The sequence below is a fragment of the Streptomyces sp. col6 genome (assembly GCF_008042035.1).
Classification (GTDB): domain Bacteria; phylum Actinomycetota; class Actinomycetes; order Streptomycetales; family Streptomycetaceae; genus Streptomyces.
Map to the genome: position 1 here is coordinate 383,499 of NZ_RDBL01000002.1, position 14,198 is coordinate 397,696.

A 14,198-nucleotide genomic window follows, 5' to 3' on the forward strand; every position below is an offset into this window, starting at 1 on the left:
CACGGTTCCATATTTTAGAACTTCTGGGGTGGTGGGCACGCCGCCCCGCACGGAAGCACCGGAGATCCATGAGTACCGACGCGACGCCCCGGGTACGAAGGTGGTGGCGGTGAGGTCGGGTCGGTCGAGGTAGCCGTGGGCGAGGCCGTGGCCGGTGAGGTAGAGGTGGCCGGTGACGCCGGGGGGTACGGGCTGGAGGGTGGCGTCGAGGATGTAGGCGGCCTTGTTGGTGAGGGGTGTGCCGATGGGGATGGTCGGGTGGGGTTCAGGTGTCGCCGTGATGGTGTGGGTGGTGGTGAACCCCATGGATTCGGCGGGGCCGTAGCCGTTGACGACGGTGGTGTGGGGCGCGAGTTGCTGGAGCCGGTGGACGTGGGCGGGGGAGGCTGCCTCGCCGCCGGTGTAGGCGACGGTGACCGAATCGAATGCTTCGGGGTGTTCGTCGGTGAGGTAGTTGAAGAGGCCGGCGGACAGCTGGAGCATGGTGACGCCGTGCCGGCGGGACAGGTCCGCGATGAGGGCGGGTTCTGGCTTCTGGCCGGGCTGGAGGACGGTGGTGCCGCCGTGGAGGAGGGCGCCCCAGAATTCGAGGCTGAAGGCGTCCCAGGAGACGGGCGAGCACTGGAGGAAGACCTCGTCGGGTCCGAAGGTGCCGTAGGTCTGCGCGCTGACGGTCGAGACCAGGTTGCGGTGCGAGGAGACGATGCCCTTGGGCCGCCCCGTGGACCCCGAGGTGAACATCACGCACGCCACGTCCTGGGCGCCGATCGGCACATCGAGGTTGCCGGAGTCGTGGCCCAGCACGTCGTCGGGGCCTTCGGTGCAGGTGGTCCAGGTTCCGGGGAGGCGGTCGGCCGACTCCGGCCGCGTGACCAGGTGGCTGATGGCGGCCTGGGTTGCCGCCGACCGCAGTCGCTCGTCGGGGAAGTCCGGGTCGAGCAGTACATGTCCGGCGCCGGTCTTGAGTACGGCGATGAGGGCGGCGGCGAAGGTGGCGTTGCGCTCAAGGAGGATGCCGGCCAGCTGCCCGCGTCCCAGGCCGTGTGAACGCAGCGCGCGTGCCCAGCGGTTGGCGGTCGCGTTGAGCTCCGCGTACGTGATCCGCTGATCGCCGTCGATGAGCGCGACGGCCTTCGGTGCGCGGGCGACCTGCTCCTCAAATCGCCGTACCAGTGAGGTGTCCGCGATGGTGGCGGACGATCCGGCCCACGGCCCGAGCAGCAGTCGCCGCTCGTCCTCCGACACCACCTCCAGCGCTCCGAGGCGCACGTCGGGATCGGCCAGCGCCTGGCGCAGGACCGTGGCGAGCACGTTCACCATGCGCTGGACGGTGGCGTGGTCGAACAGGTCCTCCGCGTAGAGGACCGTGCCGTGCATCCCCTGGCCGTCCTCCGTACGGAGCAGGAATTCCAGGTCGAACTTGGCCGCCCCGCTCGTGACCTCCGGGATCGCGGTGGCCCGGGTGTCCCCGAGCCGCAGTTCCGGTACGGCTCCGGATTCCAGGGTGAGGCAGATCTGGAAGAGGGGGTGGCGGGAGAGGGTGCGGGTGGGGTTGAGGGCGTCGAGCACGAGGTCGAAGGGGGCGTCCTGGTGGGCGAAGGCGTCCAGGTCGGCGGTCCGGACGCGGCCGAGGAGTTCGCGGAAGGTGGGGTCGCCGTCGGTGTGGGTGCGCAGGACGAGGGTGTTGACGAAGAAGCCGACGAGGTCGCGGAGTGCTTCGTCGGTGCGGCCGGCGACGGGGGAGCCGATGGCGAGGTCCGTGCCGGCGCCGAGTCGGGTGAGGGCGGTGGCGAGGGCCGCGTGGACCACCATGAAGGGGGTGCAGCCCTCGGCGCGGGCCAGCTCTCCGACGCGTTCGAACAGGTCGTCACCGAGGGCGACGTCGACCTGACCGCCCCGGTGCGAGGCCCGTGCGGGGCGCGGGCGGTCCAGGTTCAGGGCGTGCTCCTCGGGGAGCCCTTCCAGGGTCTTGTGCCAGAAGGCCAGCTCCTGCGCGAGCACGCTGTCCGCGTCGTCGGACGCGCCCAGCACGCGCTGCTGCCACACCGCGTAGTCCGCGTACCGCACCGGCAGCGGCTCCAGCGCGCTTGCGGTCGCACCCGCGCTCCGGGCCTCGTAGGCCCGTGACAGGTCGTCGAAGAACACACCGGTGGACCGGCCGTCCGTGGCGATGTGGTGGACCAGGAGGAAGAACACCCAGGAGTCGTCGTCGGCCTCGAACAGTGAGGCGCGTACGGGGAGTTCGCTCCGGAGGTCGAAGACATGGCGAGCAGCCTCGGTGATCTCCCCGGCCAGCTCGTCGGCAGTCACCTCGCGCCGCTCGATGGGCACCTGGGCTTCTGCGGCAGGAAGGACGTGCTGGCGGGGTTCGCCGTCGACCGTGGTGAACACGGTCCGCAGTGGGGTGTGGCGTGCGACCACGTCGTGCAGCGCGGCTTCGAGCAGATCCGCGTCCAGGGGGCCGGTCAGCCGTACGGCCATCGGGACGTTGTACGCGGCGCTGCCGCCGTCCAGTTCGGCCAGCAGCCACAGGCGGCGCTGGGCGAAGGACACGGGCGCGTCGCCCTCGCCGGCCCAGGCGTCCGGGGTGAGGGGCGGCAGCGCGGGCCGCCCGTTCAGCGAGGCGATGTGCTGGGCGAGGCGTGCGGGCGTCGGGTGCTGGAACACGTCCCGGATCGTCAGCCGGATGCCCAGGACTTCAGCGAGGTGGTTGGTGAGGCGGGCGGCGAGCAGGGAGTGCCCGCCGTGGGCGAAGAAGCTGTCCTCGACGCCCACCGGCCCCTGCGTGCCCAGGACCTTGCTGAACAGAGCGACCGTGACCTCTTCGAGCTGGCTCTGCGGCGCACGGCCCTCGGACACGACAGCCGTCGGCTCGGGGAGCGCGCGCCGGTCGATCTTCCCGTTGGGGGTGAGCGGGAGCCGGTCGAGGACGGTGAGGTGCGCGGGGACCATGTGCTCGGGCAGCCGGTCCGCGAGGTGGCGGCGCGCGTCCTCCACGGTCACCGTGTCGGTGTCGAGGACGACGTAGGCGGAGAGCTGGTCGTGGTGCGTGGTGACGGTGGCCTGGGTGATGTGGGGGTGGGTGAGGAGCGCGGCCTCGATCTCGGCCGGCTCGATCCGGAAGCCCCGGATCTTGATCTGCTGGTCTGCCCGGCCCTCGTAGTGCAGCCGCCCGTCACGATCGAACCGGGCGAGGTCGCCGGTGCGGTAGAGGCGGGTGCCGGGGGTGCCGTAGGGGTTGGGTACGAAGGTGGTGGCGGTGAGGTCGGGTCGGTCGAGGTAGCCGTGGGCGAGGCCGTGGCCGGTGAGGTAGAGGTGGCCGGTGACGCCGGGGGGTACGGGCTGGAAGCCGGAGTCGAGGATGTAGGCGGCCTTGTTGGTCAGGGGTGTGCCGATCGGGATGGTGGGGTGCGGGGCATCGGCGGGCTCGACGGTGTGGGTGGTGGTGAAGCCCATGGATTCGGCGGGGCCGTAGCCGTTGACGACGGTGGTGTGGGGCGCGAGTTGCTGGAGCCGGTGGACGTGGGCGGGGGAGGCTGCCTCGCCGCCGGTGTAGGCGACGGTGACGGTGGTGAACGCTTCGGGGTGTTCGTCGGTGAGGTAGTTGAAGAGGCTGGCGGAGAGCTGGAGCATCGTGACGCCGTGCCGGTGCGAGAGTTCGGCGATGAGCGCGGGTTCGGGTTTCTGGCCGGGCTGGAGGACGGTGGTGCCTCCGTGGAGGAGTGCGCCCCAGAACTCCAGGCTGAAGGCGTCCCAGGAGACGGGCGAGCACTGGAGGAAGACCTCGTCGGGCCCGAAGGTGCCGTAGCTCTGCGCGCTGACGGTCGAGACCAGGTTGCGGTGCGAGGACAGGATGCCCTTGGGCCGCCCCGTGGACCCGGACGTGAACATCACGCACGCCACATCGTCACCCCGGACCGGCACACCCGGGTTGCCGTCCGACGCGTCCGCCGGTGCCCCGCCGGAGCAGGAGACAACGGTCCAGGGGCCCTCCACACGCGGCCCGAGGGCGTCGTCCGTGAGGAGCAGGGCGATACCCGCGTCGTGCGCGGCGGAGCGCAGGCGCTCGTCCGGGAAGTCCGGGTCGAGCAGGGTGTAGCCGGCCCCGGCCTTGACCACCGCGATCACGGCACCGGCGAAGGTGGCGTCGCGCTCCAGGAGGATGCCGGCCAGGTCACCCCGGCCCAGGCCGCGCGCACGCAGCTGGTGCGCCCAGCGGTTGGCCGTGGCGTTGAGCTCCGCGTAGGTGATCCGCTGCTCGCCGTCGATGAGGGCCACGGCGTCCGGGGTGCGGGCCACCTGCTCCTCGAACCGCGCGACGAGTGAGGTGTCGTCGATGGCGGCGGCGGTCCCGGCCCACGGCCCGAGCAGCAGTTCCCGCTCGGCGTCCGACACCACCTCCAGCGCCCCGAGACGCACCTCCGGGTCGGTCAGCGCCTGACGCAGCACCTCGCCCAGGGCGGTCACCATGCGCTGGACGGTGGCCTGGTCGAACAGGTCCTCCGCGAAGACCACCGCACCGTGGAGGCGGCGGCTGTCGTCCGAGCGGAGCAGGAATTCCAGGTCGAACTTGGCCGAGCCGTTGGTCAGCCCGCGCACCTCGGCCGTACGACCACCGCCCAGTTCCAGCGCCGGCGCCTCCCCGGCCTCCAGGGTGAGGCAGATCTGGAAGAGGGGGTGACGGGAGAGGGTGCGGGTGGGGTTGAGGGCGTCGAGCACGAGGTCGAAGGGGGCGTCCTGGTGGGCGAAGGCGTCCAGGTCGGCGGTCCGGACGCGGCCGAGGAGTTCGCGGAAGGTGGGGTCGCCGTCCGAACTCGTTCGCAGGACAAGCGTGTTGACGAAGAAGCCGACCAGGTCACGCAGTGCTTCGTCGGTGCGGCCGGCGACGGGGGAGCCGATGGCCAGGTCCGTGCCGGCCCCGAGTCGGGTGAGGGCGGCGACGAGGGCCGCGTGGACCACCATGAAGGGGGTGCAGCCCTCGGCGCGGGCCAGCTCTCCGACGCGTTCGAACAGGTCGTCACCGAGGGCGACGTCGACCTGACCGCCCCGGTGCGAGGCGACCGCCGGACGGGGGCGGTCGAGGCTCAGCCCGTGCTCCTCCGGCAGGTCCGCCAAGGCGGCCTGCCAGAAGTCCAGTTCCGCCGAGAGCGCGCTGTCCGCGTCCTCGGGCGTCCCCAGCACGCGCTGCTGCCACACCGCGTAGTCCGCGTACCGCACCGGCAGCGGCTCCAGCGCGCTTGCGGTCGCACCCGCGCTCCGGGCCTCGTAGGCCCGTGACAGGTCGTCGAAGAACACTCCGGCGGAGCGCCCGTCCGTCGCGATGTGGTGGAAGAGCAGGAAGAGGACGGTGTGCCGGTCACCGGTCTCGAAAAGAGTGGCCCGCAGCGGGTTCTCCGTCCGGAGGTCGAAACGGTGCCGGCCGGCCGCGTCAAGGTCGCCGTCCAGCGACTCCGGCGTGGACGCCCGCCGCTCGACGGCGACGCGGGCCCGCTCGGCCGCCTGGACGAGCTGCCTCGGCTCGCCGCCGACGCTCGCGAACACGGTCCGCAGGGGAGCGTGGCGTTCGACGACGTCGTTGAGTGCGGCTTCGAGCGCGTCGACGTCGAGCGGCCCTTCCAGGCGCACGGTCATCGGCACGTTGTACGCGGTGCTCCCGCCGTCCAGTTCGGCCAGCAGCCACAGGCGGCGCTGGGCGGACGAGACCGGGCTGTCGGAGCCGTCACCCGCCTCACCGGCGACCGGGGACGGCAGCGCGGGCCGGCCCTTCAGCGAGCCGATGTGCTGGGCGAGGCGTGCGGGCGTCGGGTGCTGGAACACGTCCCGGATCGTCAGCCGGACGCCCAGGACCTCGGCGATGTGGTTGGTGAGGCGGGCGGCGAGCAGGGAGTGCCCGCCGTGGGCGAAGAAGCTGTCCTCGACGCCCACCGGCCCCTGCGTGCCCAGGACCTTGCTGAACAGAGCGACCGTGACCTCTTCGAGCTGGCTCTGCGGCGCGCGCTCACTGCTCCCCACCGCGACCGGTTCGGGCAGCGCGCGCTTGTCGATCTTGCCGTTCGGTGTGAGGGGGAAGCGGTCGAGCGGGGTGAGGTAGGCGGGGACGAGGTGTTCGGGGAGGCAGTCGGCCAGGTGGCGTCGGAGGTCGGCCGTGTCGCCGCTCGCCACCACGTAGGCGGAGAGCTGGTCGTGGTGTTTGGTGACGACGGCCTGGGTGACCTGCGGGTGTGCGAGGAGCGCGGTTTCCACCTCGGCGGGTTCGATGCGGAAGCCCCGGATCTTGATCTGCTGGTCCGCTCGGCCTTCGTAGTGGAGGCGTCCGTCGCGGTCGAAGTGGGCGAGGTCGCCGGTGCGGTAGAGGCGGCTGCCGGCGGGCCCGTAGGGGTTGGGTACGAAGCTCGCTGCGGTGAGGTCGGCGCGGTTGAGGTAGCCGTGGGCGAGGCCGTCACCGGACACGTACAGCTCACCGGTGGCGCCGGGTGCGCACAACTGGAGTGCAGGATCGAGGACGTAGAGCGGCTTGTTGACCAGCGGCGTTCCGATCGGGATGACGGTGTGCGGCTGATCGCTCGGCTCGATGGTGTGGGTGGTGGCGTAGATCATCGCCTCCGCCGGGCCGTACCCGTTCATCACCCTGATGCCGGGGCGTGCCGTCTGGAGCTTGTGCACGTGGGCGGGCGAGGCGGCCTCCCCGACGGTGTAGGCCGTGGTGACCGACGCGAACGTCTCGGGGTGTTCGTCGGTGAGGTAGTTGAAGAGGGTGGCCGACAGCAGGAGCGTTGTCACGTGGTGCTTGGGGGCCAGTTCCGCGATGAGCGAGGGTTCCGGCTTCTGCCCCGGCTGGAGTACGACACGCGCGCCGTGCAGGAGCGGGCCCCAGAATTCCAGGCTGAAGGCGTCCCAGGAGACGGGCGAGGACTGGAGGTACACCTCGTCCGGGCCGGTCGGGAGGTAGGTCTGGCCCACCAGGGTCGATACAAGGTTGCGGTGCGAGGAGAGGATGCCCTTGGGCCGGCCGGTGGACCCGGAGGTGAACATCACGCAGGCGAGGTCGTCTCCCTGGATCGGCACATCGAGGTTGCCGGAGTCGTGGCCCAGCACGTCGTCGGGGCCTTCGGTGCAGGTGGTCCAGGTCCCGGGGAGGCGGTCGGCCGACTCCGGCCGTGTGACCAGGTGGCTGATGGCGGCCTCGGTCGCTGCCGACCGCAGTCGCTCGTCGGGGAAGTCGGGGTCGAGCAGTACGTGTCCGGCGCCTGTCTTGAGTACGGCGATGAGGGCGGCGGCGAAGGTGGCGTTGCGCTCAAGGAGGATGCCGGCCAGCTGTCCGCGTCCCAGGCCGTGTGGACGCAGCGCCCTGGCCCAGCGGTTGGCGGTCGCGTTCAGTTCCGCGTACGTGAACGTGCGCTCCCCGTCGATCAGCGCGACCGCGTCAGGGAACCGCGCCACCTGCTCCTCGAACCGGGCCACCAGCGACACATCGTCCCGGTCGGCCACCGCCCCGGCCCACGACCCGAGCAGCAGCCCCCGCTCGTCCTCCGACAGCACCTCCACCTCACCGAGGTGCGTCTCCGGGTCGGCCAGCACCCGACGCAACACCTCGTCGAGCACGTTCACCATGCGCTGGACGGTGGCGTGGTCGAACACGTCCTCCGCGAAGATGACCACACCCCGCAGCCCCTCGCCGTCGTCCGAGCGCAGCAGGAACTCCAGGTCGAACTTGGCCGAGCCGTTGGCGAACGTCCGCACGGCCGCCGGACTCGTCCCGGGCAGAGCCAGCACAGGTGTGCCGGTCTCCAGGGTGAGGCAGATCTGGAAGAGGGGGTGGCGGGAGAGGGTGCGGGTGGGGTTGGCGGCGTCGAGGACGAGGTCGAAGGGGGCGTCCTGGTGGGCGAAGGCGTCGAGGTCGGTGGTGCGGACGCGCTCCAGCAGCTCACGGAAGGTGGGGTTGCCATCGGTCCGGGTGCGCAGGACCAGCGTGTTGACGAAGAAGCCGACCAGGTCGCGGAGCGCTTCGTCGGCGCGGCCGGCGACGGGTGAGCCGATGGCGAGGTCCGTTCCGGCACCGAGCCGGGTGAGGGCTGCCGCGAGTGCCGCGTGCACGACCATGAAGGGCGTGCATCCCTCGGCGCGGGCCAGCTCACCGATGCGGGCGAACAGGTCGTCGCCCAGCTCGACGTCGACCTGACCGCCCCGGTGCGAGGCGCGTGCGGGGCGCGGGCGGTCCAGGTTCAGGCTGTGTTCCTCCGGCAGGCCGGCCAAGGCCTGGCGCCAGAAGCCGAGTTCCCGGGCGAGTACGCTGTCCGCGTCGTCGGGCGAGCCCAACACCCGCTGCTGCCATACCGCGTAGTCCGCGTACTGCACCGACAGCGGCTCCAGCACCGGGCCTTCGGCGCCCGCGACCCGCGCCTCGTACGCACGGGCCAGGTCCGTGACGTACACCTCGCCCGACTGGCCGTCCGTGGCGATGTGATGCAGCACGATCACCAGGTGGTGCACGGTCTCGGCCAGCCGGAACAGGTCGACGTGGAGCGGTAGTTCGTTGCGGAGGTCGAAGGCGCGGCGGCCGGCCTCGGACAGCGCACCGTCCAGCTCCTCCGCGTCCACCTCACGGCGGTCCACGACCACCCGCGCCTCGGTGGCCGGGAGGACGCGCTGCCGTGGTTCGCCGTCGATCGTCTCGTACAGGGTCCGCAGGGGAGCGTGGCGCTCGATGACGTCGTTGAGCGCGGCCTCCAGGGCATCGGTGTCGAGCGGCCCTTCCAGGCGCACGGTCATCGGCACGTTGTACGCGGTGCTGCCGCCCTCCAGGTCCGCCAGCAGCCACAACCGCCGCTGGGCGAACGACATCGGGGCCGAGCCCTCGCCCGAGCCCTCACCGGCGGTCAGCGGAGGCAGCGCGGGCAGGCCCTTCTCCGTACTCACCTTCTCCGCGAGCCGTGCCACGGTCGGGTGCTCGAACACATCCCGGATCGTCAGCCGTACGCCCAGCACCTGGGCGATCCGGTTGGTGAGACGGGCGGCGAGGATCGAGTGCCCGCCATGGTGGAAGAAGTCGTCGTCGATCGTCAGGGCGCCGGGCACGTCGAGCGTGCTGGTGAAGAGGCCGGCCAGGGTCTCCTCCAGCAGGGTGCGCGGGGCACGACCGCCCGTCGAGGCCAGGACCGGTTCGGGCAGCGCGCGCTTGTCGATCTTGCCGTTCGGTGTGAGGGGCAGGCGGTCGAGCGGGGTGAGGTAGGCGGGGACGAGGTGTTCGGGGAGGCGGTCGGTCAGGTGGCGTCGGAGGTCGGCCGTGTCGCCGCTCGTGACCACGTAGGCGGAGAGCTGGTCGTGGTGTTTGGTGACGACGGCCTGGGTGACCTGCGGGTGTGCTAGGAGGGCGCTCTCCACCTCGGCGGGTTCGATGCGGAAGCCCCGGATCTTGATCTGCTGGTCCGCTCGGCCCTCGTAGTGCAGCCGCCCCTGGCGGTCGAAGTGGGCGAGGTCGCCGGTGCGGTAGAGGCGGCTGCCGGCGGGCCCGTAGGGGTTGGGTACGAAGCTTGCTGCGGTGAGGTCGGCGCGGTTGAGGTAGCCGTGGGCGAGGCCGTCACCGGAGACGTACAGCTCACCCGTCGCACCCGGCGGGCACAGACGCAGGGCAGCGTCGAGGACGTACAACGGCTTGTTGACCAGCGGTGTGCCGATCGGGATGACGGTGTGCGGCTGATCGCTCGGCTCGATGGTGTGGGTGGTGGCGTAGATCATCGCCTCCGCCGGGCCGTACCCGTTGACCACCTTGATGCCGGGGCGTGCCGTCTGGAGCTTGTGCACGTGGGCGGGGGATGCCGCCTCACCCACCGTGTACGCGGTCGTGACCGATGCGAACGTCTCGGGGTGTTCGTCGGTGAGGTAGTTGAAGAGGGTGGCCGACAGCAGCAGGGTCGTCACGTGGTGCTTGGGGGCCAGTTCCGCGATGAGCGAGGGTTCCGGCTTCTGCCCCGGCTGGAGTACGACACGCGCGCCGTGCAGGAGCGGGCCCCAGAATTCCAGGCTGAAGGCGTCCCAGGAGACGGGCGAGGACTGGAGGTACACCTCGTCCGGGCCGGTCGGGAGGTAGGTCTGGCCCACCAGGGTCGATACGAGGTTGCGGTGCGAGGAGAGGATGCCCTTGGGCCGGCCGGTGGACCCGGAGGTGAACATCACGCAGGCGAGGTCGTCTCCCTGGATCGGCACATCGAGGTTGCCGGAGTCGTGGCCCAGCACGTCGTCCGGGTCCTCGGTGCAGTTGGTCCAGGCGCCCGGCAGGCGGTCCGCCAGCCCCTCACGCGTGACCAGGTGGCTGATCCCGGCCTCGCCGGCCGCCGACCGCAGCCGCTCGTCCGGGAAGTCCGGGTCGAGCAGCACATGTCCGGCGCCGGTCTTGAGTACGGCGATGAGCGCGGCGGCGAACGTGGCGTCGCGCTCCAGCAGAATCCCCGCCAGCTGTCCGCGTCCCAGGCCGTGTGAACGCAGCGCCCTGGCCCAGCGGTTGGCGGTCGCGTTCAGTTCCGCGTACGTGCAGCTCTGCTCCCCGTCGATCAGCGCGACCGCGTCAGGGAACCGCGCCACCTGCTCCTCGAACCGGGCCACCAGCGACACATCGTCCCGGTCGGCCACCGCCCCGGCCCACGACCCGAGCAGCAGCCCCCGCTCGTCCTCCGACAGCACCTCCAGCTCCGCGACGCTCCGGTCACCCGGCTCCGCCGCGTCCAGGGAAGCGGTGAGGAACGCGGCGAAGCGGTCCTGGTGTGCGGCGACCGCCTCGGCGTCGACACCGTCCACGGGTGTGTCGAAGTCGATCCGCAGGCCGTCCGCCGCGCCCAGGTCGTACACCGCGACGCTGAGGTCGTCCACCGGGCCGTTGCTCACGTTGTGGTTGACCGTGGGATGGCCGCAGACGGTCAAGTCCGCGTTGAAGCCCATGATGTTGAGCACAGGACCGGTCAGCCGGCGGCCTCCGGTGAGCGTGCCGGCGTCCCGTCGCAGGTCCTCGTAGCGGGTCAGCTGGTGGCGCAGACCGTGCTTCACCTCGGCGGACACCGCACGCACCAGGGTGCGCAGCGTGTCGTCGGCGCCCACCCGCAGCCGCAGCGGGACGACGTTCGACGCCATGCCGGGCGTGCTGCGGGCGGTCTTCGTGGTCCGGCCCGCCACCGGCAGGGCGACCATCAGCTCGTCCTGGGCAGTCACCCGGTGCAGGTACACCGTGAACAGGGCGACCGTCAGCACCGGCCACGAGACCCGCTCCGACCGCGCGACCGTACGCAGCCGGTCCGCGTCCCGCGCCGGGATCAGGACCGTACGCCGCGCGAAGGGCAGCGCGCTCCGGGACGGGACCGCCCGTCCGGCACCCCGCACCAGGCTCGGCGCCGTCCCCGGAGCGCCGCCCAAGTGCCCGCGCCACGCGGCCCGTTCGGCGGCGGCTTCCTCGGAGCACCGGTAAACGGCGTCCTCGGCGTGCAGGTCCGTCAGCCGGCCGAACGGGGAGTCGCCCCACGGCTCACCCGCGACCGCCCGCTCGTACAGCTCGACCAGCCGGTGCAGGAGCATCGACACACTCGCGCCGTCGACGAGCAGGTGGTGGAAGCCGTAGAAGTAGAAGTACCGGTCCTCGGCCAGCTTGATCAGCGCGCAACGGACCGGGGACTCGCGGGTCAGGTCGAACGGTGCGCCGATCGCCGCGTCCACCAGACCCCAGGCCGCGCCCTCCGGGTCGGCCTCGCCGCTCACATCGGTGTATGTCAGGGTGCGGTCGCCCGGCTCGGTGTCGATGACCTGCCACACCTGCTCGCCGTCGTCCTCGAAGCGGCGGGTGCGCATGACGTCCGCCTCCTCGACGAGGCGGCGCCAGGCGGTGCTCATCAGGGCCGGGTCGACCGGGCCCAGGATGTCCCGGCACTCGGCGACGTTGTACTTCAGACCGGTGGGGTCCAGGGTGTGGGCCGTCCAGATGTCGCGCTGGGCCTCCGAGAGCGGCAACCGGAAGGCGGCCGGAGCGGGTGCGACGGTCGCGTCGGACGGCATGGGGTCTCCTGTGTGGGTCGCGGCGGGAGGGGCGGGAGCCCGGGAGCGAGGGCGGTGCTCGGCGGGCCGGAGTCTCCGGGCCGGGCGGGCAGTGCCATACAACCGCCGGGGCCGGGCCGGGACCGGCAGTTGTTCCGGCGGTAGGGCCAGCAGTTCGCCGGTGCTGCGGCAGTCCGACGGCAGCCGCACCGCGCCGCGCGGCGCTGCGGCAGTCAGACCGAGGCCGCCGCGTCGGCCGCCGCCCGCACCACGCACAGCACACGGAACGCCGAGCGGCCGCCATCCGTGCAGGTCCGGATCACGCCGCCGACCAGCAGCTCCCGGATCAGCCGGCCGCACTCGGGAAGCGGGCGGCCGGTGAGCCGGACGACGTCCTGGAGCAGGAAGTCCCCGTCACCCACCTGGCACAGGTCGCCGATGAGCGTCCGGTACGGGGCGGGCAGCGCGGCGAGGGTGCGGCCGACCCGGACCTGGAGGCGGGAGCCGTCCGGGCCGCCTGCCAGGTGGTCGAGGAGCGGGGCCGGGTCCGAGTCCACGATGTTCCGCAGCGTCGACAGGTCGCAGACCGTGAGCCAGGAGGCGGCGGCACCGAGCGCCGCCGGGTGGCCGTCGAGGCGGTGGCAGATCCAGGCCACATCGGCGAGCGCCTGCTCGTCGGGCACGAGATCGGGGCGAACCCGGCGGAGCTGGCTGAGGAAGAACCGCAGAGCGGGCGCGTCACTGTGCCCGGCGGCCGGGGCGGGCGCCTCCAACGGGGAGAGCAGGAAGAGGCGTTCACCCGGTACGTTCCACGGCCGCTCCCCGGTGATCAGCAGCCGCAGGCCGGGGAATGCACGCAGCAGGCGGCTCAGACGGCCGAAGTCGAGGACGGCGGTGTCGACCCCGTCGAGGACGAGCACCGCCGAACCTCCCTCCGCAGCCTCGCCGTTGAGCGAGGCAAGCGCCTCGGCGAGTTCGGGCAGCAGGTCCCCGGGTTCGCCACCGCCCCGCAGGAACCCGGCGCAGGCGTCGGCGAGCCGGGGCAGCGGGTCGTCGTCGGCCCGGAGGAAGTCGGTGCCGACGCCGTCGCCGTAGTGCCACAGCACGGGCAGCCCGGTGTCGTGCAGCCGGGCGGCGGCCTCCAGGGCGAGCCGGGTCTTGCCGACACCACTCAGCCCCACGACGGTGACCAGCCGTTCCGCGCCGGAGCCCAGCTCCTCCACGAGGACACCGGTCTCCGCCTCCCGCCCGACCAGCGGGTACAGCGGCACCGGCGGCGCGGCGCGCTCCATGGACAGGCGCCGGACGTCACCGCTCGCCCGGGGGCCGCGCCGGGCCGCCGCCTCCAGCGCGGTCCTGGACCGGGGGCCGAGTCTCAGCGCGTCGGCGATGAGCCGCACCGTGTCCGTTCTGGGGCGCTGGGCCTTCCCCTTCTCCAGGTCCCGGATGGCCCGCACGCTGATGGTGGACAGGTCCGCCAGTTCCCGCTGGGTGAGGCCGATACGGAGCCGGTGGCCGCGTATCAGGGAACCGAGCGGGGCGGTGGCGGCCGGGGTGTCCTGCGGGGGGTGGCTGAGCGTCATGGAAGGACTCCTGCTCGTCGGGAAGTGGCGCCCTCGGGAAAGCGGCTTCGAGCCAGGGCGCCGTAGGGGACGGCTGTCGTGCCTTGCTGCTGGCCGAATCGTCTCCACGCCGGCTATCCGGGAGGCATCGCGCCGCCAACGCCGTCCCGGCCCGGCCGGCCCCCGCGGAGATAGCGGCGGAGCGCGTACGAGCCGCTGGTCACGGCCCTGTCACCCGTGGGAGCGCGACCAGTGATAGCGGGGCCCGACCTGCGGCACAGGGCACTCGATCCGTGATAGCGGGGGGATAGGGCCGGGACCGGTGCGGTGAATCCGGCCGTTCCTAACGTGGTGTCCACAAGCAGGCGGAACACCGACGAAGGGACAGTCCGATGACGAAGAACACCACCACCCGCAACGCCCTCCGCGCCGCTTTCGCCACCGTCGCGGTCGTGATCGTCACCGGCATCGGCGTCCAGGTGGGCTGGGCCGACGACGCGTCCGGCACCGGCACCCAGCCGGCCACCACCAGCAGCACCCCCACCCCGGGCAGCACCGGCTCCACGGACAACAACCCCTGGGACTGACCCCCACCGGGCGCCGACCGCGCCCCGCCCTCGGTCC

Annotated in this window: 2 protein-coding genes and 1 pseudogene; 1 reads left to right on the top strand and 2 read right to left on the bottom strand. The window is 72.0% G+C overall.

What is annotated here, in order from left to right:
* Positions 1-90: 90 nt before the first annotated feature.
* Together EAO73_RS01870 and EAO73_RS01875 are read right to left on the bottom strand one after the other, a co-directional pair.
* Positions 91-12,033 (bottom strand): annotated as a pseudogene (locus EAO73_RS01870) (amino acid adenylation domain-containing protein); the annotation flags it as partial.
* Positions 12,034-12,245: 212 nt separating this feature from the next.
* Entirely contained in the window at positions 12,246-13,595 is a 1,350-nt protein-coding gene (locus EAO73_RS01875) for a helix-turn-helix domain-containing protein (RefSeq protein ID WP_147969692.1), read from the bottom strand.
* Positions 13,596-13,966: 371 nt separating this feature from the next.
* Between EAO73_RS01875 and EAO73_RS01880 the strand changes: the two genes are divergently transcribed.
* Positions 13,967-14,161 carry a hypothetical protein gene (locus EAO73_RS01880; protein WP_147969693.1) on the top strand — a complete coding sequence of 65 codons (195 nt, stop codon included), beginning with the start codon at positions 13,967-13,969 and terminating at the stop codon, positions 14,159-14,161.
* The last annotated feature ends 37 nt before the right edge of the window (positions 14,162-14,198 follow it).

Bases quoted from the DNA above. Each gene is read 5' to 3' on its own strand.
- EAO73_RS01880 (WP_147969693.1), top strand. From the start codon at position 13,967: ATGACGAAGAACACCACCACCCGCAACGCCCTCCGCGCCGCTTTCGCC.
- EAO73_RS01875 (WP_147969692.1), bottom strand. From the start codon at position 13,595: ATGACGCTCAGCCACCCCCCGCAGGACACCCCGGCCGCCACCGCCCCG.